The sequence below is a fragment of the Rheinheimera pacifica genome (assembly GCF_024809855.1).
GTDB lineage: Bacteria > Pseudomonadota > Gammaproteobacteria > Enterobacterales > Alteromonadaceae > Alishewanella > Alishewanella pacifica_A.
In genome coordinates, this window is the sequence record NZ_JANUEM010000015.1 from 79252 (window position 1) to 104734 (window position 25483).

The window sequence follows — 25483 nt, forward strand, 5'->3', positions numbered from 1 at the left end:
TCAGGCAGAGTTATTTCTGCTCTTGCTGCTGTTTGGCCAGCCGTTTTTCCCAGAAAGTCGCGTTTTTGATACCCAGTTTTACCGGATCAAAGGTAATAGGACCGCCTGCCTTTTTCTGCTCTTCAAAATCACGCAGGCAACGCATTGTGGGCTTATACATAAAAAATATCACCAGAATACCCACTACGTTAACCCAGGCCATTAAGCCTACGCCTATATCGCCGATATTCCAGATATACCCGGCACTGTTTACCGTACCGTAGGCCACCATAAACATCAGTAGCAGCTTAAATACGATATTGGGCAGTTTGTTATTAAACACCCGGTTTAAATAAGCCACGTTAGTTTCTGTAATGTAGTAGTACGCTAAAATGGTGGTAAAAGCGAAGAAGAAAATAGCCAGACCCGCAAACACCTGGCCAAAGTGGCCAAACACACTTAATAACGCCATTTGGGTAAAGGCAGGTGAAGCCACTTCAGTTGCCGCATCAACGTTCTGTATGATCATGGTGCCAACACCAGTTGCTGCATTAAAGTTTTCGGTTTGAATATTGTACTGCTGCGTAATTAAGATCATAAGTGCCGTGGCCGTACACACAAACAGCGTATCAACGTAGACCGAAAACGCCTGTACTAAACCTTGTTGCGACGGGTGCTCAACTTCAGCGGCAGCTGCAGCATGCGGGCCCGTACCCTGGCCTGCTTCATTCGAATATATACCCCGCTTCACGCCCCAGCCTATAGCTGCGCCAAAACCGGCCTGTGCAGTAAAGGCATCAGTGATTATCAGGCTTAGCACACCCGGCACTTTATCAAGGTTCAGAAATACCACTATTAACGCAAGTACTATGTAACCCAGCGCCATAAAAGGCACAACAATCTGGGTAAAGTGTGCAATACGCTTAATACCACCAAAAATAATAAATGCCAGCACAATCAGGATCACTGCCAACGCAATCAGTTTATGGGTACCTACTTCACCGAAACTGGTGACAACCATATTACCGTCGCCAAAAACCTGAGTTACCGCATTACCTACAGCATTGGCCTGTACGCCCGGTAAAAAGATACCGCAGCCGATAACTGCAGAAATGGCAAACAAAATACCCAGCCAGCGCCAACCAAGGCAACGTTCAAAATAATACGCCGGGCCACCGCGATACTGACCGTTTTCTTCAACTTTATAAATTTGCCCCAGTGTAGATTCAACATAGGCGGTGCTGGCACCTAAAAATGCTACAACCCACATCCAGAACACGGCGCCTGGGCCACCAAAGCCAATAGCAGCGGCTACACCGGCAATATTACCAACCCCCACCCGGCCGGATAATGATACGGCCAGTGCCTGAAATGATGAGATACCTTTGGCTGATTCAGTATTATTCAGCAGCAGTTTGCACATTTCTTTAAAATGGCGAACCTGTGCAAACCGGGTGAGTATTGAGTAAAATAAGCCAGCGCCAAGACAAAGATATATCAGCGCCGGGCTCCAGATAATGCCATTTAGCGCACTAATAAAGCCTTCCATTTCCCTTCCTTATAATTATTTTTAAGCTAATTGTGTTATACGCCGCTTAATTTGCCACAGCAAAACCAGAATTGCTATGCCGTTAGCTGGTTTGCCGCAGATCTGCGATAATTTGCCCTGCAGCGGCAATTTCATCATCGTGAGCCTGATCAACCCATGGCTCTGCCAATGCTTGCTTATACCAATCCTGCATTGATGGCAAAGCCAACAAATTTTGCAGGTAGCTGGTGGCCACTTTACTAAACGGCAAATTATAACTTTGCATACGAAACGCCACCGGTGCAAAAAAAGCATCTGCAGCACAAAACGCTTTACCGGCTAAAAATGGCCCGCCAAACTGCCGGATCCCCTGCTCAAATAATTCATTTAAGCGATTAATGTCCTGTGCAAGAGCCGGTGTTACCTGATGCAATTTCACGCGGTGGCCACAGCTCATACCGCAGGTATTACGCAACGTGCTAAAACCAGAATGCATTTCTGCCGCAGCACTGCGGGCAAAAGCGCGGGCCTTTGCATCTTTTGGCCAGACATCCGGGGAGGTTTCATACAGGTATTCGGCAATGGCCAATGAATCCCATACCACCATGTCTTTTTGTACTAAACATGGCACTTTGCCTGAAGGAGAAAAAGTGCGGAAGTTCTCAAAGTTGCCCTGTTGGCTAAAAGGCACCAGTTGCTCCATAAACGGGATATTCAGCTGCTGCATTAGTACCCAGGGGCGTAAAGACCAGGACGAATAATTTTTGTTGGCAATATAAAGTTCACGCATAGTCGGCTCCTTAGTAGCATGCAGATGTTTACTATGTGCTGAAGTGAAAAAAATCACAATCAGCTTTTCCATCAAGACATGTAACACTATATAGCAGATACAAAAAAGCCCCGGCTAAAGGGGCTTAGTTTGCAATATCACAGCAATAACACTTTACTGTTTACCGTATTTTTCCGCCAGATACAGCCAGGTTTCCAGCACAGTATCCGGGTTCAGCGATACGCTATCAATACCCTGTTGCATTAACCAGGCAGCAAAGTCTTCATGATCTGACGGCCCCTGGCCACAAATACCAATGTACTTACCTTTGGCTTTGCAGGTTTTAATGGCCATCTCCAGCAATTTGTAGATCGCCGGGTTACGCTCATCAAACAGGTGGGCTATCAGGCCGCTATCTCTGTCAAGCCCCAGCGTTAACTGGGTTAAGTCGTTTGAACCAATGGAGAAACCATCAAAGTATTCTAAAAACTCCTCCGCCAGCAGTGCATTAGAGGGCAGTTCACACATCATTATTACGCGCAGGCCATTATCACCCCGCTTTAAACCGTGCTCTGCCAATAAATCAATAACACTACTTGCTTCGCCCAGCGTACGTACAAATGGGATCATTACCTCAACATTGGTAAAACCCATTACATTACGCACCCGTTTTAATGCCTCTACTTCTAAGGCAAAGCAGTCGCGAAAATCTTCTGAGATATAACGCGAAGCACCACGAAAGCCGATCATCGGGTTTTCTTCATGCGGCTCGTACTGGCGTCCGCCAACTAAGTTAGCGTACTCATTTGATTTAAAATCCGACATTCGCACGATAACTTTTTGCGGCGCAAAAGCACAAGCTAAAGTGGCAATACCTTCGGTTAGCTTGGCAATATAAAACTCGACCGGGTTGGCGTAGCCGGCAATCATGTCACTGATGGTGGCTTTAAGCTCCGGAGTCTGCGCATCAAAATTCAGCAGTGCTTTAGGGTGCACGCCAATCATACGGTTAATAATAAACTCCAGCCGCGCCAGGCCAATACCTGCATGCGGCAATTTGGCAAACGAGAACGCCCGCTCCGGGTTGCCAACGTTCATCATTATTTTTAAATCCAGCTTCGGCATTTGATCAACACGGCTGCTGACAACTTTATAGTCCAGTTTACCGTCATAGATAAAACCGGTATCACCTTCAGCGCAAGACACCGTAACCTGCTGACCGGTTTTAATTTTAGTTGTAGCATCGCCACAGCCAACTACCGCAGGAATACCCAGCTCACGGGCAATAATGGCCGCATGGCAGGTACGGCCGCCCCGATTGGTAACTATAGCCGACGCCCGCTTCATAATCGGTTCCCAGTCCGGGTCAGTCATGTCGGTTACCAGCACATCACCCGGCTGAATTTGGTCCATCTGTTCAATGCCTTTAAGCACCTTAGCAGTACCGGCCCCAATACGCTGGCCAATGGCCCGGCCTTCTACCAACACCGGCGCTTTTGCCAACAGTTGAAAGCGTTCCATACTGTTGCTGTCTTCACGGCTTTTTACCGTTTCCGGCCGCGCCTGCACTATATAAAGCTTGCCATCGTTACCATCTTTCGCCCATTCGATATCCATTGCGCGGCCATAGTGCTTAGCAATAATAACGGCTTGCCTGGCCAGCTCTTCTACTTCGGCGTCGGTTAGTGAAAATTGTTGGCTACGTTTTGCTTCAATATCAACGACCTTAACCTGCTTGCCATGGCCTTGTTCGCCGGAATAGATCATCTCAACTTTTTTGCTGCCTAAGCTGCGTTTTACCACTGCCGGGCGGCCAGCGGCCAGTGTGGGTTTGTGTACATAGAATTCATCCGGGTTAACGGCACCCTGCACCACCATTTCACCCAAACCGTAAGAAGACGTAATAAACACCACATCTTCAAAGCCAGATTCAGTGTCAATACTAAACATAACGCCGGAAGAGGCTAAATCAGAGCGCACCATTTTCTGTACGCCCGCGGACAATGCCACACCACGGTGGTCATATCCCTGATGCACACGGTAAGAAATCGCGCGATCGTTAAACAACGAGGCAAACACATGTTTAATAGCTACAATCACAGCGTCATAACCGCGCACGTTTAAGAAGGTTTCCTGCTGACCGGCAAAAGACGCATCCGGCATATCTTCGGCGGTTGCTGATGAACGTACGGCAAAAGATACATCCTGCGCTGTGTCTGGATGTAGTTGCTGGTAAGCGTCGCGAATGGCCAGTTCTAACTCTGGCTGAAACGGTGTTTCAATAACCCACTGGCGTATTTGTGCACCAGCTTTGGCCAGTGCTGTTACATCGTCAACGTCCAGACCGTCGAGCAGTTGGTAAATGCGCTCGTTAACGCCGCTTTGTTCAAGAAATTGGTTAAAGGCATAGGCTGTTGTAGCAAAACCGCCAGGTACCTGTACGCCGGCATTAGCCAGATTACTGATCATTTCACCCAGTGAGGCATTTTTGCCCCCCACCCGGTTTACATCGTGCATTCCCAGGTTTTCATACCAAATCACAAATTCTTGCACAGTTCGTCTCCAATTTTTGTCGTATGGCGTGTAAGCTTACATCCAGCATTACAGGGCCTGGCAATTTTACACTGGCGTCAGGGTTAATTAAAACCTTAATTTCAATGTAATTTTATAACAACAAAACGGAGTTTCCGGTGCGTACAGCCTTTTATATATCAGATGGAACCGCCATTACTGCAGAGGTGTTTGGCCATGCCTTACTTACTCTTTTTCCTGCACAATTTGAGCATGTTACCATCCCTTTTGTTGAAACTGCCGATATGGCCGAGCAGGTAAAGCAGCGTATTAACGATCGTTATAAAACAACGGGGCAACGGCCATTAATCTTTCAAACCTTTGTTGATGACCAGTTACGGCAGATTATTAATAGCAGTAATGGCGTTTGCTATGACTTTCTCAATACTTTTGTCGAGCCTATTCAGCGCGAGCTGGGTGTGGCGCCTGTACCCAAAACCCATCGTACTCACAGCATCCATGAACAAAGTTATGATTTTCGTATAGATGCGGTTAATTTTGCTCTGGCTAATGATGACGGCTCCAACCTGAAAAACTTTGATCAGGCCGACATTATTCTGGTGGGAGTGAGTCGCTCCGGAAAAACGCCAACCAGCCTGTATCTGGCACTGCAATACGGTATTAAAGCGGCAAATTATCCGTTTGTAGAGGAAGATATGCAGCAGCTGGGTTTGCCTGAGGTGTTAAAACGTAACAAGAGTAAACTGTTTGGTTTAACCATCACCGCCGAGCGTTTAAGCCAAATTCGTGAGCAGCGCCGGGCTAATAGCCGCTATGCGTCACTGCGGCAATGCCAACTGGAGCTGGCAGAAGTAGAAAATTTATATCAGCGCGAGCAAATTCCGTTTTTAAACTCGACCCATCTGTCAATTGAGGAAATTTCAGCGAAAATTATCGCCAAAACCGGGCTTAAACGGCACAAGTATTAACTTTGCAGTTTCACCAGTAGTAGTATTTGACGAATAGAAAGCGGTTCACCCTCGCCGCTTTCCAGCCGCTTTATTTGCTCAACCAGTAAGGTGTTAACCGGGGTGGGTAACTGATAAAGTTGCCCCATCCGTACCACTGCACCATTTAAAAACATAATTTCAGTGCGCTTTTTAGCCTGAATGTCATCCCACATCGATGAACGGGCCTGCTCATCCATCGGCAACATTTTACTGGCAATATGACGGAACAGCATAGTAGGTAAACGCAGTAACCACGGCAACATGGCGTTTGGCAACCCGGTGTACGGCACCGGGCGGATTTTTGCTTTACTACATATTGCCAGGCATTCCTGCATGGCCAGCGCCAGTAACATACGGCTGTCGGCATCCAGTAACTGCTGTTTCAACGGTAAATTGCTGATAGCATTTAGTGCGTTGTTTAAGTTAAGTAATAGCTTGCCATATTCTGCCGCCGTAATATCAGTGGTCAGTTGCACCGGTAACTGTAAATGATTGAACACTCTGATGACGTAGTTTACCGCAGCATGCTGATTTTGTTGGCAAATAATATTGCCAGCCGTAGCCCGATGAAACTGCCCTGCGCGTTTTTTTACCACGTTAAACGGTATGATGGCGCGTAGCACCGGGTTAGCCAAATCCTGGTTTAGCATTTCACCAATGCCGATACCGTTTTGCATAGCAACCACAGGCACTTCAGGCCGTAAAAAACGTTTTAACTGGGCTAGCATTGGCACAAGAGCTGGGGCTTTTACTGTTAGCAGTACTACATCACATTCAATTAAGCTGTTCAGCGAGCTGTAAAACGCTACAGGCTGGGCAAAATATGCCTGATGATCAAACGAGGTAGCACTTAAGCCATTGGCCGCCAGTTCCAGTGCCATCGTTTCACGGCCAAAAAACTTAACGTCCAGTGCACTGTCCTGGCATAAGTAAGCGCCAAGATAGCAGCCCACACTACCCGCTCCTACTATACCAATGCAGTAACGCTGGCCAGCAGTAGAATACTGGCCAGCGTCATCCTGAGCCTGTTGTCCTGATAACACTTACGCTCCTTTGAGCGCGTGATTATTTACGCGCAGTGCGTAGAGTATCGGCAATCAGGAAGGCTAATTCCAGTACCTGATCAGCATTTAACCGCGGATCGCATTGCGTAAAGTAGCGTTTACCCAAATCGTGCTCACTTAAACCATAAGCGCCGCCCGTGCATTCAGTTACATGTTCACCGGTCATTTCCAGGTGAATACCACCGGCGTGGCTGCCTTCAGCTTTGTGCACCGCAAAGAAATTACGAATTTCACGTAAAATGGCTTCAAAATCACGTGTTTTGTAGTCGTTGCTCGCTTTTACCGTATTGCCGTGCATCGGATCAGAGCTCCACACGACTTTACGGCCCTCCTGCTGCACTTTACGCACCAAAGCCGGCAACTTGTCTGCCAGTTTGTCTGCCCCCATACGGGTAATGAGCGTTAAACGGCCGGCGACGTTGCCAGGGTTTAATGCATCAATCAGGCGAATTAAGTCGTCTGGCTGCATACCCGGCCCCACTTTTACGCCAACCGGGTTATGAATGCCACGGAAAAACTCAATATGTGCATGATCCAGCTGGCGGGTACGCTCACCTATCCATACCATGTGGGCTGAGCAGTCGTACCAGTCACCGGTTAACGAATCACGCCGTGTCAGGGCTTCTTCGTAATTTAGCAGTAAAGCTTCATGCGACGTATACAACTGGGTTTCACGGATAGAGGGGGAATTCTGTCCGGTAATACCGCAAATCTCCATAAAACGCAGTGCTTCCTGAATACGTTGCGCCACATCCTGGTATCTGTCTTTCAGCGGATTAGACTCAACAAAGCCCATATTCCACTTACTGACCTGATGTAAGTCAGCCAAACCACCCTGAGCAAACGCACGCAACAGGTTCAGCGTAGCAGCTGAATGATGATAAGCCGTAGTTAACCGGTTTGGGTCTGGCAATCTGGCATCTTCGGTAAACTCAAAGCTGTTAACAATATCACCACGGTAGCTTGGCAGCGATACGCCGTTAATGGTTTCCAGATCACTTGAGCGCGGCTTGGCATATTGCCCGGCCATGCGGGCCACTTTTACCACCGGCAAACCACCGGCAAAGGTTAACACTACTGCCATTTGCAGTAATACTTTAAAGGTGTCACGAATTTTAGGTGCATTGAAATCGTTAAAACTTTCGGCGCAATCGCCCCCCTGCAGTAAAAACCCCTGACCTTCAGCAACCTGGCCCAACTGGCTAAACAGATCCCGCGTTTCCTGGGCAAACACCAGCGGCGGATATTTATGTAATTGCTGTTCAACACGGTGTAGCAAATCCTGATCCTTATAGCTCGGTTGCTGTTGGATCGGCAGATTGCGCCAGCTTTGAGGCGTCCAGGTGGTCACGATGATTTTCCTATATTTGATGATGAGTTTGATGAATTGCCATGCAAGTTATAGACTTCTGGACGTAAATTCAATGCTGAGCATGGCATAATTTATGACAATTTTATCTGCTGGCAAAAGAATGCTGCAGTTTTGCGCAATCAGGCTTGCTTAAAATACGGATCTGACAAATATTCCAGCAGGCCATCACAGCCCTGCTCAATCAGCTGCAATACCAGAGCAAAGCCCCGGCTACCGCCGTAATAGGGATCTGGTACTTCGCTTACAGTTGGAAACTCAGGATGGTATTGTAAAAATAGCTGTAGCTTGTGTTGATGCTCTGGCGGGCAGCGGCGGTTTAACTCCTGCAAATTATCATTATCCATCGCCAGGATCAGATCGTAGTAGGTAAAGTCCTGCTCTTTTACCGGCCTGGATGTAATACCGTTAAATTTATAACCTTTCGCCTGCCCTTCACGCACGCTACGCGGATCTGGAGATTCGCCACGATGCGATGCACTGGTACCTGCCGATTCTATTTCAACCGGCAGTGCATACTGGGCTGCTTTATAGCGCATAACCGCATGAGCCGTGGGCGAACGACAGATATTTCCCAGACAAACAAACAAGATTTTCCTTGGCATAACAACTCCCTGTATCTCAATTTCACTATGCTAGCATGCTTTAAGCTGAACGTTAAATGGTTGCATATTGCTAAACTCAGGTTCAGTATGGCGTTTCCTGACAGGAAAATTTGATTGTTTTTCGGAGAGAAGTAAATGGATAAGTTTGTCAAACTTATCGTGCTGACGGAACAAGAAACTGTACACAATATTTCACTGCTGGCACAGTCTGTCGGCATTAAAGTACAACAACAGAGTCGTTCAGACATATTACAAATGCCCCAACTTAAAGCAGGTACGTTACTGGCCTGTCCATACCACAGTATAGACTTAAATAAAAAAGGCATGTCGGTAGAACTGCAATGTTTACAGCAAAAATCCCCGCTATTCTTTTTTCAGGCAGAACGTGCTCTGCTTAATCCAACCCAGGCGTTGGTAAACGGCATCCGCGGTGCAATATTCCGCGACGAGCAGTTAGATCGAGTGCTGACAGCCTTGAAAACAATGATGGACGGCCAGTTGTATTATGCCCGCCCGGTAATGTCTGAATTGCTGGATGAACTGCTACAACAAAGGCTGAACTCTACTGCCGGGCAACGCCTTGTCACAGACAGCAATCTGTTAACCAGGCAAGAAAAACGCATTATTCAACTGGTGGCTGAAGGCTCGCGTAATAAAGAAATTGCCGATAACCTTAATATCAGTGCGCATACTGTAAAAGCCCATATGTCATCAATATTCCGTAAAACACAGGCCAGAAACCGGGTAGAGCTGCTGCGCTGGCTGCAGCAGCCCGGCAGGAATGATCAGCCCTCGCTGGTAAGGCCAGCCTGAGTATCAGCCCGCCAAAAACCACGTTGCTGGCCCTGACTTATCAGTTCAGCAACGGCGGTTTCAATAGCCTGCTTCACACAGTACTGTACCGGCTCGTTGGTTGAGTAGCCGCCTTCAGCTTCCAGTAAACGATTTAACGATACATAACGGAACAGTCCGGCGCGCAACTCCTGCGAGAATACCTTTTTATTGCTGGCCACAGACAACAATACCTGCCCGGTATGCACATCCACAGCACGCAGATAAATGGTAACCTGATCTTCCCGATATAACTCAGATGCGCCAACCCCGAAATATTCCGCACCGATACCACCGGTTGTCAGGTTGGTTTCATAACTAATAATACCGCCTTCAAACAGTAAGCGCGCTTCTTTTAACGGCGGCAGTTCAGCCGCTTTTTTGTTCGAGCCATGAATTTTACGTTCCGTTAGCAAGTTTTGCAGCCCCTCACGCTCAAGTGGTGCAAACCAGCCACTGTCCAGTAAGGTTTGAGTTAATATAGAGGTAGCGCCCTGAGTAACAGCAGTAGAAAAACTGGAAACATTGGCCTGTGGCTTGTATTGCCCGGTTTGATCACGAAACGTATACACTGACACCGGAATAGCCAATCTGGGTTTGTTGCCTTGCTGCAATTCCTGCATCAGCGTACTGGGTACGTCAATACTGGCAGCAGAGATATTAATTGCCGGTTTGGGCAATAACGAACAGCCGCTCAGCAACACTGCGGTAAGGAAGAATACTGCTTTCATTTATCCTCCAATTACCGGAATAGTAATAATGGTTACTTCACCGCTATTAAGGTTGGTGATATTTACAATTACACTGCCATCGGTGTCAGTAACTACCTCCACCATAAACTCGCCGGTGTTATATACCCCTTCAACCAGCTCGCCGTCGGCTATACGGCGCGTTAACGAGTTAATAATATTACGCTCTAAGGCATCGCGAAACTTATCAACAAAAGACTGGCCCGGATTACTTGCTTTATGAGCATTTTGGCTTTGGGCTTTTTGCAGTAAAAAATTTCCATTTAATGCATTACCGCCAAAACTGGGGTTTATGGGTGTATATACCAGTTCAGTTGCCTGAATACCGGCACTTAGCATGAATAACGGCAGAAATATCCACTTCATTTTTAATCCTTTCACAGCTCATCGCTCTGTGGGTCACCCAGCATACGCGCAGTTTGTATATTGGCTAACTCGTTAATACTTAGAAGAATAGCTTGTTCAGCCATTTGTTTGACATCGTTATAGCGTCGGCCGAAATAAGTCTGATATACCCGGCTCTGATTCATTTCTACCCACAAAAAAGTGCCCGCTTGCGGGTAAACCTGTTCGTATACCACAACAGTGATACCATCGGTGCCTGGCATATCGCGCCAGTAACCAGCATAGTAGTAGGTGAAATCTTTGCCAAAACGCGAAATGGTGCGATCCAGCACCAGTCCTTCCAGCTCAATATCGGCAGCGGCCAGCGGCAAACTCATACCGCAGGCCAGCAACAAAATAAAAAGTAATTTCATAGCAGATAATACAGCAGGCTCAGACAGGCAGGCTGCCTGAGCCAATACATTAGTTTTGTACTACAATGGCGGTATTGAAATCGCCGTTTTGCGTAACACTCATCACATTGCCCTGACCTGCCTGGCTACCCAAGACCAGGTTATCACTGCCGTTCTGAGTAATGGCCACCAGGCCGTTATTACCACTTAATGCAAAATAGCCATTGTCACCGGCAACCCAGTTACCATTGCCCGACTGCAGGATATCCAGCGTATTAGTATTGCCGGCAATTAACACATCAACCAGGTTAATATCGCCGTTTTGCTCTACGTTTACGCTGTTACCATTAACTGCTACATCGCTGGTTATCAGCAGTTCATTGGCAGAGCCTGACTGGTCAATATAAAAATCATTATTGTCGCCAAGCACATCAACCACTGCGAAGTTTGTATCACCTATTTGCTGAATATCGGCACTGTTGCCGGCACCATATAAGCCTGCAGCGGCAATATTATCATCGCCACGGCTGTATACCATGGCGCTGTTATCACTGCCTGCCAGTACCAGCTCTGCGATATTACCGTCACCGCGCTGGATAACTTCAACGTTATGGCCATCGCCGTCAGTGGCAAATAAGGTGGCATTCAGATTACCGTTTTGCCAGATATCAATCTGGTTGTCGTTACCAACCAGGCCAAGCGGTGCCTCAATAAGGTTGCCATCGCCACGTTGATCAATTAACACCAGATTTTGCTCGCCCTGCAGCGGGTCCAGCAGGAATTGGTTGGCATTACCATGCTGATACACATCAACAAGGTTGTCATCGCCAATCAGATTAGACAGGATAAAAACGTTGCCATCGCCTTGTTGTTGCACAAAGGTGCTGTTGTTGTCACCACTTACGCCCACAATACCACCAACGTTAGCATTACCGGTTTGCTCTACCTCAAAGGTATTGCGGTTGCCGGTCAGATTAAACATACCGGCTTCGTTGTTATCGCCAACCTGCACACTGAACAGGCTGTTATCGTTACCACTGAAGCCAGCATTGGCCCAGTTACCAAAACCTTCCTGCGTAGTTTCAACCAAATTTCCATTGCCGGTAATGTTGATAAAGGTCTCGTTCAAATCACCAAATTGCAGTACGGCCACATCATTGATATTACCGGTAATCACCGCTTCAGCAACATTGTAAAAACCGTCTTGCGTCATGCTGGCGGTGTTGTCATCGCCGATAATATCAATATAGGCAATATGCCAGTCAGTCAGTTGTTCAGTACGGGTTTGGTTGTCGTTGCCGCTGACAAAATGATAAGCCTCCAGCCAAACGCCATCCTGCATAGCGCTGGCGGTATTGATGCTGCCGTTTTGATCAATAACAGCAAGGTTGATTTCGCCGCTTTGTGTCACTTCAGCCAGGTTACCTTCAGCCGCTGCTGCTGATGTCTGGTTAATAATAACTTCATTGCTGACAGCCAGTGCAGGTGCTGACATCGCCAGCGCAACTGTAAGGCCGAGTATATGCTTACGTGAAATTAGACCTTTCATCTGATTCTCCCTAACTCTTTGTTGTTTATTAGTTTATTATTTATATCTTGTTGCCGGTTACCCTATAACCGAATGAGAACTCTCAGTACTGAACAATAGAGATTCGCTCACCAACGCCGCTTTGCTCAATGGACAATTGTCTGTTGCCCCACTGCTCGACCCGGATCAGATTGCTTTCACCGGTTTGAATAATGTTGGCAATATTGTTGTTACCTGTCTGCAGCAGCTCAGCCTGATGCCCATAGCCAGTTTGTTGCAACAAAATTTGATTTAGCACACCTTGTTGCAACAGCACAGCGTAATGAGCCTGACCAGACTGAGTAACATCCGCCACATTCAGATCGCCCAATTGCGTGATGTCTACACCGCTTGCCAGTGCATGTCGTTCCAGCAGAGATGTCATTTGCAACGAAATATCTGCATGCACTGAGCCGCTTAACAGCAACAAACTCACTAATGCCAGCTTTTTGTTAATACTATGCAAAATACCTACCTCAAATCGTTACGACGAAAGTTAGGCTAAAGCACCACGAAAAAGGTGCAATAGGAATAAAGAGCTATTTTGAAAACAATTAATAACATCAGTTAAAATAATATAACCCTTAATAAACAAAGATATGCTGATTATCATTTACAACTACCCCACCGATTAGCCTAGTTAATTTGGCTTATTTTTGTATAAATTGTTTAATAGTTGTTGCATTGCGTGCTATTCCTATCTGGTGCTAAAAATAAGCATATTTTTCACAATTAATTAATCTGGGGACAGTTATGACTAATAAGAAAATGATCGCATTGGCTGTAGCAACAGCCTTGTTATCAGCGAATACACTGGCTGACACCGTAACAAATTCAGCAGAAGATGCTGTGTTGGTGATGTTTAAACATGGCGTATCCAAACAAGAACGGGAAACTGTGATCCAGCAGCATGGCGCCAGCCTGCGTCAGTTGGATGCACAGGGCCGCGATATGAAAATGCGCTATGTTGCAGATGGTCGTATTGTTAAAGTTCAGGTACCCAATGGAGTCCAGCGTGATCATCTGATCAAGAAACTGGCATCAAACCCGGCAGTTGAAGTGGCCGAGCCAGATTATCCGTTACATGCTTTAGCCGTGCCAAATGACCCCAGCTTTGGTGATTTATGGGGCCTGCAAAACACCGGACAAAACGGTGGTACCGCAGGAGTTGATATTAAAGCGGTTGATGCCTGGGATATCTCAACCGGCAGCCATGACATTATCATTGGCGTAATTGATAGCGGCATGGACTACACCCACCCGGACCTTATCGACAACCGCTGGGTAAATCCGGGCAATCTGCCAGGCAGTACTTATGGTTATTCAACGTTAAATGCTGAACAAGACCCGATGGACAGCGACAGCCACGGTACACACGTAGCCGGTACTATAGGTGCATCAGGTAATAATGGCATTGGTATTACCGGCGTAAACTGGAGTGTAACCTTATTGCCTTGTCAGTTTTTAGGCCCGTTAGGTGGTAGTACAGCCGGCGCTATCGAATGTATTAACTATTTTACCGATTTAAAACTCAACCACGGCGTTGATATTAAGGCAACCAACAACTCCTGGGGCGGCGGTGCGTTTTCTGAAACCTTAAGGGCTGCGATTCAGTCCGGTGGTGATGCCGGTATACTGTTTATTGCCGCAGCAGGCAATAATGGCGCAGATGCAGACAGCACACCAATGTATCCGGCAGCTTATGATCTTGATGTTATCGTGTCTGTTGCCTCAACTGACAGAAATGACAATCTGTCTATTTTTGTCAATGGTGCCTCTAACTATGGTGCAACTTCGGTAGATCTCGGCGCGCCGGGTTCAGCCATCTTATCGACCGTGCCCGGTGGTGGCTATGCCAGCTATTCAGGTACTTCTATGGCATCACCTCATGTCGCTGGCGCTGCAGCGCTGTTGTGGTCAGTTAATCCTGATATTACAGCGCTTGAAATGAAGGCCATTCTGATGGATTCAGGCGACAGCCTGCCTGCATTAGATGGTAAAACGGTATCAGGCAAACGGCTGAATCTGTCCAGTGCCATGGTTGAAGCCGATCCTACCCCATCATTTAAACTGGCTATCAGCCCACGCGCTCAAGAGATTACCGCTGGTGATGCCGCACAGTATACGCTGGATATTGGTAATATTGCCGACTGGACAGGTGAAGTTGCGCTAAGTGTTGATGTGCAACCCGCTTTGGACGGCGTCAGCTTGTCTGCCAGTACAGCACAACCGGGTGATACGGTAACGCTGAATATTGCAACGTCAGCAGAAACTGACTGGGGTAGTTATCAGTTTACTGTTACCGGCGTTGACAGCGCGACCGGTGAGCTGGTGAAATCGGTCAATGCCAGCCTGAGCATATTGCCGCAAGGCTTACAGGATTATTCTTTTAGCAACAACACTGCCGTGGCTATTCCAGACAACAATGCTGCCGGTATAGAAAGTGTGATTAATGTGCCACAAACCGGCGTGGTGTTTGGTACTGATGTTGGCGTAAATATTACCCATACCTGGCGCGGCGATCTGATCGTTAAACTGCGCTCGCCGGAAGGCACAGAGCATATGCTGCATAACCGTACCGGTGGCAGTGCTGACGATTTGATACAAAACTGGCAAGTAACCAGCTTTAACGACGAAAGCATGCAGGGCAACTGGACACTGGTTGTGTCTGATAACGCAGGCCTGGATACCGGCACTCTCAATAGCTGGACACTGACGCTGACAGCATTGTCTGACGATGATACCCCACCCGGCCCAGTGGCACCGGTAGCCGATTTCAGTTTTGTTGCGTCCGGCTTAACGGTTAACTTTACTGATCTGTCTACCGATGCTGATAACGATATCAGCAGCTGGAGCTGGGATTTTGGTGACGGCAATCAGGCCGATACAGCCAGCCCAAGCCATACCTATGCCAGCAGTGGCAGCTACAGTGTTAGCCTGACTACCACTGACAGCACCGGCCTGAGCAACACAGCCGAGAAAACAGTAACCGTAACCGACAGCACTATTGCACTTAGCCTGCAACGCTCTGTACGCACCCGCACCGGCTCAACCATTGTTGATCTGCGCTGGACAGGTGCATCCGGTGAGTTAGATCTGTTCCGCGATGGTCAACTGGTAGAAACCATTGATAACAGCGGCAGCTACCGTGATCGTTTTAATTCACAAGCGGCAACGGTAACGTACAAGATTTGTCTGGCGGGTACAGACGCTTGTTCAGCCGATTTAACCGTTAACTTCTGATAGTAGCGTTAAACATATCTGCAGGCGGCTTCGGCCGCCTTTTTAGTTTGCAGTTCTGCATCGCAGAGGTAGTATGAGCCAACGGTAAATGTTATTTCCGCTCACAGCAGTAAGGAGCCATAGTGTTAACTCAGTTACATAATGTAGAGCAAAGCCTTAATCAGGTGATTCTGGGAAAAAGCAGCCAGATCCGGCTGGCGTTATGCTGCCTGCTGGCAGAGGGCCATTTACTGCTGGAAGATTTACCCGGTATGGGAAAAACCACTCTGGCACACGCGCTGGCAAATAGCTTAGGTCTTAGTTATCGCCGGGTACAGTTTACCAGCGATTTGCTGCCCGGTGATTTGGTCGGCATGAACATTTACGATACCCGGTCACAACAATTTCGTTTTCAGGCTGGTCCGGTATTCAGCCAGGTATTGCTGGCAGACGAGATAAACCGTGCCAGCCCGAAAACACAAAGCGCACTGCTCGAAGCGATGGAAGAAAAACAGGTGTCTGTCGATGGTGAAACCCGCGCCCTGCCCACACCGTTTTTTGTAATTGCCACACAAAACCCGTTATTTCATGCCGGTACTTCCGCACTGCCAGAGTCACAGCTGGACCGTTTTATGTTTCGCCTGTCGCTGGGTTTTCCTGATCATCAGACAGAACATCAGCTACTGCAACGCGACAGTAGTACTTCCCGGCTGGAGCTGTTAACCGAGCAACTGAATACCGAACAGCTGCGCGCCTTACAGCAACAAGTACCCAAAGTAGCAGCATCAGATGCACTGATAGATTATTTGCTGGCACTGGTTAACAGCAGCCGCCACCGCAGCGATATGTTGCCATTATCACCGCGCGCATCAAAAGCTATTTTGCGTGCCGCCAAAGCGTTCGCCTTAATTAACCAGCGTGATTATGTTACCGCTGCAGATGTACAACAGGTGTTTCCTTATGTTGCTGAGCACCGCCTGGCGCCATCGTCGGACGCACAGGAGAGCCGTTTAAGCCAATTGTTGCTCTTACAAACACCATGCCCAATCTGACGTTAAAACAACGGCTATATCAGCGGTACTGGCGGTTGATCAGCCGGTATCTGGATAAGCGCCAACCGGCCGCAGACAAAGTTACGCTGGTACAAAAACTGATTTTTATTCTGCCCACCCGCTATGGTTGGTGGTTTGTGTTATTAATTGCGCTGTTATATTTGTTGGGCACTAACTATCAGAATAACCTGATCTTATTGCTGTGCTATTTGCTGCTGAGTATGTTTTTGGTCAGCATTGTGCTGGTTTACCAGAATATGAGCGGCTTAACCCTGCAGTGCCGCCATGCCGCAGAAGGCTTTGCCGGTACAAAAACCGCCGTGGCGGTAAATCTTAGCCGTGATAAACAGCACTTTATGCTGAGTATGCATTTTGTGCAGCCCTATAACACCCGGCACAAAGACACAGAACAGAATGAAACCGTACTGCTAAGCCAGCCCGCTACCACAGCCTCACTAGACCTCTGCGGTGCAAAGCGTGGTAAATATGCCCTGCCACGCATCAAGATCACCAGCCAGTATCCGTTTGGTTTATGGCGTGCCTGGAGCTATGTTGCACTGGTGCAATACCATTGGGTTTACCCCAGCCCTGATACCGATAAACCTGCGGTTAACTTCTCATCAGATGCGGCCAGCCAACAGGCTAAAACCGATGCCGGAGAAACACTGGCACCTTATCGCGCCGGCGATAGTGTGCGGCATATGGTGTGGAAACGCCTGGCCCGTGACCCGGCGAACCCGGTTGTCAGGCAACAACACTTTTTGGCTCAGGCAGAACCAAGCTGGGTGGTCGTGCCAGCGTTGTCAGGCGACGCTTTAGAGCGTGCCTTACGTTATGCCTGCCAGCAATTATTACAACTGGAACAATCCGGCAGCAGTTACGGGCTTAAACTGCCAGCACTGACACTGCCCCAGGCAAAGGGCCCGCAGCATTTACAGCGCTGCCTGCAGGAGCTGGCACTGTGCTGACCCAACAGATGCTGCAACAAAAAAAGTTACTGCTTTGCTGGGCGGTCATTCAGTTTTCGTTGTTATTGCTATTGCAACAGGCTTTTGCCGGCTGGGTTATTGCCATATTTGCTTTGTTACTGCTGTACCGGTTGCTCAGTGTATTTCAGGCCAAAGCGCCGGTTAGCCTTAAACTGGTAAATCTGCTGGCAGGTATTATCGCTATAACCTTCTTTTTACAGCTTCGCCAAGCCGGTGTGCTGCACTTTATGCTGCAAATTTTGCTATTGGCTGCTACTGCACGCCTGCTGGCTTTACGGCATTTATACGAAGCCCGCCAACTGGTGTGGGTGCATTACTTCCTGATTGCCTGCTGCTTTATTCTGCACCAGGACATGTTGATAGCCCTGCTTATTTTTCTGGTGTTTGCCGCTAACCTGTACAGCCACTACCGGCTGTTTTCGCCCTCTGTCCACCAGGTGAACTGGCCTCAGACCGGCCGCAGCTTACTGATTATTCTGCCACTGTGGCTGGTAATGTTTTTGCTGTTTCCCCGCCTGCCACCGTTCTGGCAGATCCCCAACGCTAACATTGCCAGCACAGGCCTTAGCGATACGCTGGATCCGGGCAGCATAGAACAACTGGTGCAGGATGACAGCCTGGCATTTCGGGTAGAGTTTGACGGTGCCCTGCCACCGCGACAGCAACTGTACTGGCGCGCCAGGCTATACGAAGATTTTGATGGCAGACGTTGGCAGGTAACTACACTGCGGCAAAATGCCAACCGCCAGCGTGCGGCAAACGATGCTGCCGCTAGTAAAGATAGCAGCCTGAGTTACCGCATTATTGCCGAGGCCAGCCAACAAACCGGCTTATTTGCTTTGGCTACCCCCGTTACCAGCAGCAGTAATGTTTTTATCAGCCCGGGCGGGCTGTTAAGCAGCAGTAAACCGGTAAGCCAGCGGTTAAGTTATCAGGTAAGCGGCAGCCTTATACCTGTTATGCTGGTATCTGAGCAAGAGCAACTGTTGAACCTGCGCACCGCGCCGGGTAACCCGCAGACACGGCAATTTGCCTATCAACTTAAGCAGCAGTACCCACAAAACCATGCTCTGGTGCAGGCTCTGGCTGAACACTTTCGCCAGCAAGCGTTTTATTACAGCCTTACCCCGCCGCCACTTGGTAGCAACAGTATTGATGCTTTTTTATTTGACAGCCGTACCGGCTTTTGCAGCCATTATGCGTCGGCCAGCGCCGTTATTCTGCGCCATGCCGGTATTGCAGCACGGGTGGTTGGGGGCTATCAGGGCGGTAACTGGCACCCGCAGCAAGGCTATCTGGCGGTACGACAGCGCGAAGCCCATGCCTGGGTAGAGTATCTTGATAACGGTGTCTGGCAGCCATTTGATCCAACCGCAGCGGTGGCGCCTGAGCGCATTCTGAATAGCCTGGACTCTGCCTTACCGGAAGATCAGCGTGCTTTACTGGATCCGGGTTGGCGCCAGCTGGCTTTACTGCAAAATGTACGGCAACAGCTGATGCATCTCGACTATTACTGGTCGGTATGGGTACTGGGGTTTAATGAAAACAGCCAGCAGCAGCTGTGGCGCAACCTGTACCGCCACTTACCGGCTATCGCTTATGCCGTGGCTGCCCTATTCAGTATTATTATTGTAGTGCTGTTGTATTACCGCTTAACCCGAAGCAGCACTGACAACACGCCGGAGGCCACCAAACAGCTGTATCGTTATCTGGGCAAGGTATTGGCATCAAAACCGCCATCGCTATCTGTTTCGGCATTTTTACTGCAATACGCCAGCCACTACCCGGCACACAATGTATGTCTTAAGCAGTTAATTGCACTATACGAGTTGGCATTATATAAAGAAGATGTGGTGGCACTTAAGCAGTTGAAACAATACCTTCAGTGCCACAAAGCAGAGTTAGGCCGGTTGCGCCGCGCCATTAAGAATACGTAACGCCGTTTGCAGGTGCTCGGCACAGTGAATGCCTAAATCGGTTAAATAACCGCCGTCTTCCTGTGTTACCAACCCTTTTTCATACAGCCGCTTTATGGCGGCCAGCGTATCTGTATCGGCCGATTTATGCACTTTAATCCCTTCCATTGCACTGTCCAGATTAAACAAGGTTAACACGCGAATTTCAGCATTAAGTTGTGGTGATATTGGCATAGGTGTGTTCCTGCTCTGTTGTTTTACTCACCATAGCTGCCCTTAAGCTAAAAGCAAAGCTCTGATGTGAAATACAGCAGTAAAAAAAGCCCGGTTATATTTACCGGGCTTATATCAGTGTGAACTGGTGCTAAAGATGTTACGGCAGAATGTCTGCTGCCAATGGTTTTGCCATAGGTTGTGCTTTTAGCGGCGCAACGGGCTGGCTTTGTAATTTTTGCTGTAAATAAGCAATAGCCTGCTCTAATTGCGCGTCTTTGCCGTTAAAGCGGGCATAAGGTAAATTATCCACTTCCTGATCCGGCGTTACACCATAGCCTTCAATGATCCAGCGTCCGTCCATGGCAAACTGAGCTGTTTCCGCCACCCGGGCCATGCCGTTATCAGCCAACCGGTTACGGCCGGATAACCAGACACCAGCACCTGCTGTACGCTTACCAATTAATGGCCCAAGCCCCAACGCTTTAACCCCGGCAGAAAAGGTTTCGCCGTCTGAGTACGTCAGTTGATCAGCTAATACCACTAAATGGCCGCGAAATGCCTGCTGCATATTGGTATAGGCATCGCCCTGTGTTGGCTGCCAGAACGCCCAGGCACGGCGCAGCAGTTTTTCAATGATCCAACTGTCAATATTACCACCGCGGTTACGCCTTACATCAATAATTAAGCCGGGTTTATCATAATGTGCATAAAACTCGCGGGCAAAGTTAGCAATATCATTGGCGCCCATCGCATATAAATGTAAGTAACCTAACTGATTATTGGTTGCATCGGCAACCTGCTGCTGGTTAGCCGTAACCCAGTCCTGATACCGCAGCATGCTGTCACTGCCGCTGCTAACCGGCTCTACAACCGTTTGCCACTGCTGCTTACCGCGCTGCAGAGTTAAAAGTACCTGTTTACCGGCCTGATTGCGCAGTGCCTGGGTAAGGGCCGGTAAGTCTTTTACCGCCAGGCCGTTAATAGCAATAAGTTTATCACCAGCTCTGGCATTAACACCCGGCTTAGCCAGTGGCGCGGCCTGTGCCGGTAGCTCACCGTCAGTGCGGTAGATATGCCGGATAACCAGGCCATCTCTACCGGTACTAAACTCTGCCCCCAGGCTGGCTGCTTTTGCTGCTGTTTCATCAGCACGATATTCACCACCACGAACCTGTGAGTGTAAGGCATTAAGCTCACCCATCATCTGGGCAAAAATATCATCCAGTTCATAGCGGTCAGTAACCCGTGCTAATAATGGCTGATACTTCGCTTTGCTGGCTTGCCAGTCCAGGCCACGCATGCCCTTATCAAACAGAAAATCACGGTGCATACGCCAGCCGTCAGCAAACATTTGCTGCCATTCCTGCGCCGGGTTAATACTCAGTTGCCAACTGTCACTATTAAGCCGGGCTTTGGCCAGATCAGCTGGCGCTTTATCACCCGCCTCCACCACATACATAGCACCGGCACCGTTGGCACTGTGCTTACGCATAAACAGCTTTTTGCCGTTGGCTGCTAACTGATAGTCAGCAATATCATTAGCAAACACTTCAGCCCTGGCTTCTGTTTGGCTGAATTTAACTTGCTTTAATGCCGGTTTGCTATCAGGGCCACTGTTGCGGTCCAGCAGATACAGCCTTTTATCCGTTACCGCCAACTGGCTGTAGTTACCTGATGCCAGCGGCACCTGCCACAAGCGGGCGCTGAGGCCGTCCCAATCCACTAACGCCGCTTTTTTACCGCTCAGGCTGGCTTTAGCTGCCTTGTCGTCACAGTTTTCCAACTCCTGTACCGGGCGGAATGCAAAGCAGGCTTGTTGCTTCAGGCTAACAGCAAACAACTGGCTACGGCGGTCAAACATCGGCCCAAGATTACGATCGCCCCAGGGGTGGCCGGGAGTGGCAGTGAACTGCCTGTCTGAAACAAAATACAGCCAGAGGCCATCGGGGCTGAATGCCGGTGCATAAGACGTGTATTTATCCGAAGTCAGTACCGCATTTTTTTGCTCTGCCAGGCTATACAACACAACCTGCGAGCGGCTTTGTCTGGACGAATTAAGCGTAAACGCCAGCAGTTTGCTATCTGCCGCCCAGCTAATGTCATCATAACCCGCCAGGCCGATACCGCCGCTGTATACTTTACTATTGCGGCCAGTACTGAGCTGCAGCAGCCACAAATCGCCGTTTTTGTCATCGTGTGCCAGATAGTCACCATCAGGCGATAACATTAGCTGCCAGCGATGCCCGCTGCCATCTTTCGTTAATTGCTGCGCGCTATCTGAGCCATCGGCTGCAAAACGCCAAATTTCATTTTCGCCACTGTGATCGTTAATGGCATATATCCATTTACCGTCTTTAGATAGCACCGCAGCGCGGGAACGACTGCCCGGCGGTGTACTGATCTGCACCAACCGCTGTTTACCCGGCACAGCAACTGCAATCTGGCTGCGGGCAGTTACCACCACTTTGTCGCTGTTATCGTGCTGCGCCTGATAAATGGCCGAATTAAAATACTGCAGCGGTTTACTGATAATTCGTTCGCGCTGTTGCACTAAATCTGACTGTATCTCAAGCGCTAACGCACGGCTTTGGCCATCTGCCAGTTGCAACAGCTGGATATCAGCGCCCAACTGATATGCTATACGCCCGTCTGACACACTGATCCGGCCAATGCGCCAGTCCTGATGAAAACTATGCTGTTTAATATCACCACCGTTAGCGGCAACAGACCAGATATTGCTGTTGCCATCAGCATCACTGACAAAATATACCCGGCCCTGATAAAACAACGGCTGGCTGATACTGCCATGATGATCTTTACCAAGCTGCACCGCTTCTTCTTTGCTGCCCAGTGTCCAGCGCCACAGCTCGCCCATCGCTCCACCGCGATAAACCTTGCTATTGTCACCGGTTAGTTGCAGGCCAAAGCGGGTAAAGAACACCGTACCGTTTTGCTCATCAATTGTGCCGCCGGATGCATCGGCCAGAGGTAAGGTATCAGTGGCTAAACTGACCGGATCAACCGTTTTCAACAGCCAGTAGTTGGCTGGCCCGGCAGCACTGTCGGTAGCATATAAAATACGGCCGTCGGCTAACCATTGCTGAATACGCACCCGGCTGTTTTCATAGCTGATACGTTTGGCTACACCACCGGCTAAAGGCATAACATAAATTTCAGCAGCGCCGTCATAATCGGCCACAAAGGCTAAGTGGCTGCCATCAGGCGACAGCAGAGGTTGGGTTTCTTCTGCTGCATGGCTGGTAATACGCCGGGCTTTTTCATTGTTGAGCCGGGCTTGCCATAAATCGCCTTCAGCGGTAAACACCAGTTGATCCTGCTGTAGTACCGGTGAACGGTAATAACCCTGTACTGCCAATGCCGGCAACGACAATAAACCCGGCAATGCCAGGCTTAGTAAGGTGTAACGTAGTTTCATTATGGCCTCGTGCCTATTTAACTTAATTGAGTGGCTTAGTTATGTTTATTTCGTGCTTCAACTTAGCAGAAGCGGCAAAACGCGCCAAACAAAAACGACCAAATAACCACAAGGCATGATTAGCTAATAAACTACGGCAGAACATCCTCTAACGCTTTGATACACAGTGCGATATTTTCGCGCCGGGCGGCATAGCCCATCAGACCGATACGCCAGGCTTTGCCTGCCAGCTCACCCAGACCAGCGCCTATTTCCAGGTTGTATTGCACCAGCAACTGTTTGCGCACAGCGGCATCGTCCACGCCTTGCGGAATATACACACTGTTAAGCTGCGGCAAGCGGTACGGCTCTGCTACAACAAACTCCAGCCCCAGATTAACTAAACCTTGCTTTAGCAGCGTGTGCATATCAGCATGGCGCTGCCAGCTTTGCTCCAGCCCTTCGCCAGCCAGCAAACGCAGCGATTCATGCAGCGCATATAACGCATTAACCGGTGCCGTGTGGTGATAACTGCGTTTGGCGCCGCCACTCCAATAACTCATTACCAGGCTTTGGTCTAAAAACCAGCTTTGTACCGGCCTGGAACGAGCTTTAATACGCTCAACTGCTTTGGGCGAAAATGATACCGGTGATAAACCCGGCACACAGGATAAACACTTCTGACTGCCAGAATAAATGGCATCAATGCCCCAATCATCTACCCGCAGTTCAACACCACCTAATGACGTTACCGCGTCAACAATAGATAAACAGCCGTATTGCTGCGCCAGTGCACACAAGGTTTTCGCGTCCGACAATGCGCCGGTAGAGGTTTCAGCATGCACAAAGGCCAGATACCGGGCTTGTGGGTTAGCTTTTAATGCCGCTTCAACTGCCGTTGGATCTACCGGCTCGCCCCAGGCATTGTCTACGGTAATGGCCGTAGCGCCACAGCGCTCAACGTTCTGGCGCATACGTTCACCAAATACGCCGTTACGGCACACAATTACGGTATCACCGGGCTGCAGTAAGTTAACAAAGCAGGTTTCCATACCGGCGCTGCCGGGCGCAGATACCGCCAGTGTCATCTCGTTTTGAGTTTGAAAGGCATACTGCAGCAGCTGTTTTAACTCATCCATCATCCCGATAAACAGTGGGTCCAGATGGCCGATTGTTGGCCTGGCCTGAGCAGCTAAAACCTGCGGATGTACATCAGAAGGCCCGGGGCCCATTAAAATGCGCCGTGGTGGTAAAAAAGCCTCTGTTGTCGGTGCCTTTAACATAGCCTGTTGCATAGTTACTCCGTACAGTTATTTTTTGCTTACCATAGCAAAACCAGTGCCCAAAGCCAGCATGGTTCGGCTATTGCCACTATTCAAAAGATCAATAGCTCAGAGGATTAATAGCTCAACGGATCAATAGTGCCACCAGTGAGCCGCCCTGATGTATAATGCGCGTTTTTGCGTTTCAGGAACCCTGCTATGAGTACATTACCCGCCTGCCCTAAATGTCAGTCTGTTTACACCTATGAAGACGGCACTCTGCTAATCTGCCCTGAGTGCGGCCATGAATGGTCGGCCAATGCCGTTGATACCACAGACAGCAAACAAATTCGTGATAGCGCAGGTAATGTACTGCAAGATGGTGACACCGTTACCGTGATTAAAGATTTAAAAGTAAAAGGCTCATCCTCAGTGGTAAAAATTGGCACTAAGGTGAAAAACATTCGTTTAGTGGATGGCGATCACGATATTGACTGCAAAATAGATGGCTTTGGCGCCATGAGTTTAAAGTCTGAATTTGTACGTAAGGTACAAGACTAAAAAAGTGCAAGCCCAGCATAACAAAACGGGGCTTTAAGCCTGTCTCTTGATCACAAGTCGGCTTCAAGAGACTTAGCGAGGTCATAACCCTCAAGGATGGTTTGTAGTTTAAACCATCCTTGCCACAACAC

At 48.7% G+C, this 25483-nt stretch carries 21 protein-coding genes; 7 read left to right on the plus strand and 14 right to left on the minus strand.

The features are described 5' to 3' along the window. Positions 1-10: 10 nt before the first annotated feature. The 3 genes from M2404_RS16860 to ppsA form a co-directional block, all read right to left on the minus strand. Positions 11-1528 carry an alanine/glycine:cation symporter family protein gene (locus M2404_RS16860; RefSeq protein ID WP_259240927.1) on the minus strand — a complete coding sequence of 506 codons (1518 nt, stop codon included), beginning with the start codon at positions 1526-1528 and terminating at the stop codon, positions 11-13. Between the two features lie 82 nt (positions 1529-1610). Next, positions 1611-2297, minus strand: a complete 687-nt coding sequence (locus tag M2404_RS16865; protein WP_259240928.1) for a glutathione S-transferase — start codon at positions 2295-2297, stop codon at positions 1611-1613. A 153-nt stretch (positions 2298-2450) separates the two neighbouring features. Further along, a complete protein-coding gene (gene ppsA / locus M2404_RS16870) occupies positions 2451-4829 on the minus strand; it encodes a phosphoenolpyruvate synthase (RefSeq protein WP_259240929.1) in 2379 nt (792 codons plus the stop codon). Positions 4830-4966: 137 nt separating this feature from the next. On the opposite strand from ppsA, the gene ppsR reads away from it, so the two are divergent. Further along, the gene (gene ppsR, locus M2404_RS16875) at positions 4967-5776 is read left to right on the plus strand and encodes a posphoenolpyruvate synthetase regulatory kinase/phosphorylase PpsR (RefSeq protein WP_259240930.1); all 810 of its coding nucleotides are present in this window, start codon (positions 4967-4969) and stop codon (positions 5774-5776) included. Here the strand turns inward: ppsR and M2404_RS16880 are convergent. From M2404_RS16880 to M2404_RS16890, 3 genes are all read right to left on the minus strand, one after another. Then, positions 5773-6840 (minus strand): 2-dehydropantoate 2-reductase, encoded by a 1068-nt coding sequence (locus M2404_RS16880; protein WP_259240931.1) that lies wholly within the window; start codon positions 6838-6840, stop codon positions 5773-5775. The genes ppsR and M2404_RS16880 overlap by 4 nt on opposite strands. 22 nt (positions 6841-6862) lie before the next feature. Further along, complete coding sequence (locus M2404_RS16885) at positions 6863-8212, minus strand: class II 3-deoxy-7-phosphoheptulonate synthase (RefSeq protein WP_259240932.1); 1350 nt, start codon at positions 8210-8212, stop codon at positions 6863-6865. A gap of 140 nt (positions 8213-8352) precedes the next feature. After that, positions 8353-8835, minus strand: coding sequence for a low molecular weight protein-tyrosine-phosphatase (locus tag M2404_RS16890; RefSeq protein WP_259240933.1), 483 nt, complete (start codon positions 8833-8835; stop codon positions 8353-8355). 135 nt (positions 8836-8970) lie between these two features. Here M2404_RS16890 and M2404_RS16895 point away from each other — a divergent pair, with 135 nt between their 5' ends. Continuing rightward, positions 8971-9648: a helix-turn-helix transcriptional regulator gene (locus M2404_RS16895; protein ID WP_259240934.1), complete on the plus strand. Its 678-nt coding sequence runs from the start codon at positions 8971-8973 to the stop codon at positions 9646-9648. On the opposite strand, the gene M2404_RS16900 is transcribed toward M2404_RS16895, so the two are convergent. The 5 genes from M2404_RS16900 to M2404_RS16920 form a co-directional block, all read right to left on the minus strand. Then, a complete protein-coding gene (locus M2404_RS16900) occupies positions 9621-10397 on the minus strand; it encodes a CsgG/HfaB family protein (protein WP_215397687.1) in 777 nt (258 codons plus the stop codon). The two genes, M2404_RS16895 and M2404_RS16900, sit on opposite strands and share 28 nt — an antisense overlap. Beyond that, positions 10398-10781, minus strand: coding sequence for a curli assembly protein CsgF (locus M2404_RS16905; protein WP_259240935.1), 384 nt, complete (start codon positions 10779-10781; stop codon positions 10398-10400). An 11-nt stretch (positions 10782-10792) separates the two neighbouring features. After that, on the minus strand, positions 10793-11173 hold the full coding sequence (locus M2404_RS16910) for a curli production assembly/transport protein CsgE (RefSeq protein ID WP_092793758.1): 381 nt from the start codon (positions 11171-11173) through the stop codon (positions 10793-10795). Between the two features lie 49 nt (positions 11174-11222). Then, positions 11223-12701, minus strand: a complete 1479-nt coding sequence (locus M2404_RS16915; protein ID WP_259240936.1) for a hypothetical protein — start codon at positions 12699-12701, stop codon at positions 11223-11225. 82 nt (positions 12702-12783) lie between these two features. Continuing rightward, positions 12784-13185, minus strand: a complete 402-nt coding sequence (locus tag M2404_RS16920) for a curlin subunit CsgB (RefSeq protein ID WP_259240937.1) — start codon at positions 13183-13185, stop codon at positions 12784-12786. Between the two features lie 287 nt (positions 13186-13472). Here M2404_RS16920 and M2404_RS16925 point away from each other — a divergent pair, with 287 nt between their 5' ends. From M2404_RS16925 to M2404_RS16940, 4 genes are all read left to right on the plus strand, one after another. Beyond that, on the plus strand, positions 13473-15962 hold the full coding sequence (locus tag M2404_RS16925) for a S8 family serine peptidase (RefSeq protein WP_259240938.1): 2490 nt from the start codon (positions 13473-13475) through the stop codon (positions 15960-15962). Positions 15963-16084: 122 nt separating this feature from the next. After that, on the plus strand, positions 16085-16993 hold the full coding sequence (locus M2404_RS16930) for an AAA family ATPase (protein ID WP_259240939.1): 909 nt from the start codon (positions 16085-16087) through the stop codon (positions 16991-16993). Then, positions 16981-17961, plus strand: a complete 981-nt coding sequence (locus M2404_RS16935) for a DUF58 domain-containing protein (RefSeq protein ID WP_259240940.1) — start codon at positions 16981-16983, stop codon at positions 17959-17961. Before M2404_RS16930 ends, M2404_RS16935 begins: the two co-directional genes overlap by 13 nt. Then, entirely contained in the window at positions 17955-19919 is a 1965-nt protein-coding gene (locus M2404_RS16940; protein ID WP_259240941.1) for a transglutaminase TgpA family protein, read from the plus strand. Before M2404_RS16935 ends, M2404_RS16940 begins: the two co-directional genes overlap by 7 nt. Here the strand turns inward: M2404_RS16940 and M2404_RS16945 are convergent. The 3 genes from M2404_RS16945 to M2404_RS16955 all read right to left on the minus strand — a co-directional run bounded on the left by M2404_RS16945 (position 19884) and on the right by M2404_RS16955 (position 24824). Next, positions 19884-20132 carry a TIGR02647 family protein gene (locus M2404_RS16945; protein ID WP_259240942.1) on the minus strand — a complete coding sequence of 83 codons (249 nt, stop codon included), beginning with the start codon at positions 20130-20132 and terminating at the stop codon, positions 19884-19886. The genes M2404_RS16940 and M2404_RS16945 overlap by 36 nt on opposite strands. A 139-nt stretch (positions 20133-20271) precedes the next feature. Next, positions 20272-23550 carry a S41 family peptidase gene (locus M2404_RS16950; RefSeq protein ID WP_259240943.1) on the minus strand — a complete coding sequence of 1093 codons (3279 nt, stop codon included), beginning with the start codon at positions 23548-23550 and terminating at the stop codon, positions 20272-20274. A 131-nt stretch (positions 23551-23681) separates the two neighbouring features. Next, entirely contained in the window at positions 23682-24824 is a 1143-nt protein-coding gene (locus M2404_RS16955) for a pyridoxal-phosphate-dependent aminotransferase family protein (RefSeq protein ID WP_259240944.1), read from the minus strand. Between the two features lie 186 nt (positions 24825-25010). Here M2404_RS16955 and M2404_RS16960 point away from each other — a divergent pair, with 186 nt between their 5' ends. Further along, positions 25011-25352, plus strand: a complete 342-nt coding sequence (locus tag M2404_RS16960) for a zinc ribbon domain-containing protein YjdM (RefSeq protein ID WP_259240945.1) — start codon at positions 25011-25013, stop codon at positions 25350-25352. The last annotated feature ends 131 nt before the right edge of the window (positions 25353-25483 follow it).

Bases quoted from the DNA above. Each gene is read 5' to 3' on its own strand.
- M2404_RS16905 (WP_259240935.1), bottom strand. From the start codon at position 10,781: ATGAAGTGGATATTTCTGCCGTTATTCATGCTAAGTGCCGGTATTCAG.
- M2404_RS16860 (WP_259240927.1), bottom strand. From the start codon at position 1,528: ATGGAAGGCTTTATTAGTGCGCTAAATGGCATTATCTGGAGCCCGGCG.
- M2404_RS16910 (WP_092793758.1), bottom strand. From the start codon at position 11,173: ATGAAATTACTTTTTATTTTGTTGCTGGCCTGCGGTATGAGTTTGCCG.
- M2404_RS16960 (WP_259240945.1), top strand. From the start codon at position 25,011: ATGAGTACATTACCCGCCTGCCCTAAATGTCAGTCTGTTTACACCTAT.
- M2404_RS16955 (WP_259240944.1), bottom strand. From the start codon at position 24,824: ATGCAACAGGCTATGTTAAAGGCACCGACAACAGAGGCTTTTTTACCA.
- M2404_RS16890 (WP_259240933.1), bottom strand. From the start codon at position 8,835: ATGCCAAGGAAAATCTTGTTTGTTTGTCTGGGAAATATCTGTCGTTCG.
- M2404_RS16950 (WP_259240943.1), bottom strand. From the start codon at position 23,550: ATGAAACTACGTTACACCTTACTAAGCCTGGCATTGCCGGGTTTATTG.
- M2404_RS16865 (WP_259240928.1), bottom strand. From the start codon at position 2,297: ATGCGTGAACTTTATATTGCCAACAAAAATTATTCGTCCTGGTCTTTA.
- M2404_RS16925 (WP_259240938.1), top strand. From the start codon at position 13,473: ATGACTAATAAGAAAATGATCGCATTGGCTGTAGCAACAGCCTTGTTA.
- M2404_RS16895 (WP_259240934.1), top strand. From the start codon at position 8,971: ATGGATAAGTTTGTCAAACTTATCGTGCTGACGGAACAAGAAACTGTA.
- M2404_RS16945 (WP_259240942.1), bottom strand. From the start codon at position 20,132: ATGCCAATATCACCACAACTTAATGCTGAAATTCGCGTGTTAACCTTG.
- M2404_RS16900 (WP_215397687.1), bottom strand. From the start codon at position 10,397: ATGAAAGCAGTATTCTTCCTTACCGCAGTGTTGCTGAGCGGCTGTTCG.
- M2404_RS16935 (WP_259240940.1), top strand. From the start codon at position 16,981: ATGCCCAATCTGACGTTAAAACAACGGCTATATCAGCGGTACTGGCGG.
- M2404_RS16915 (WP_259240936.1), bottom strand. From the start codon at position 12,701: ATGAAAGGTCTAATTTCACGTAAGCATATACTCGGCCTTACAGTTGCG.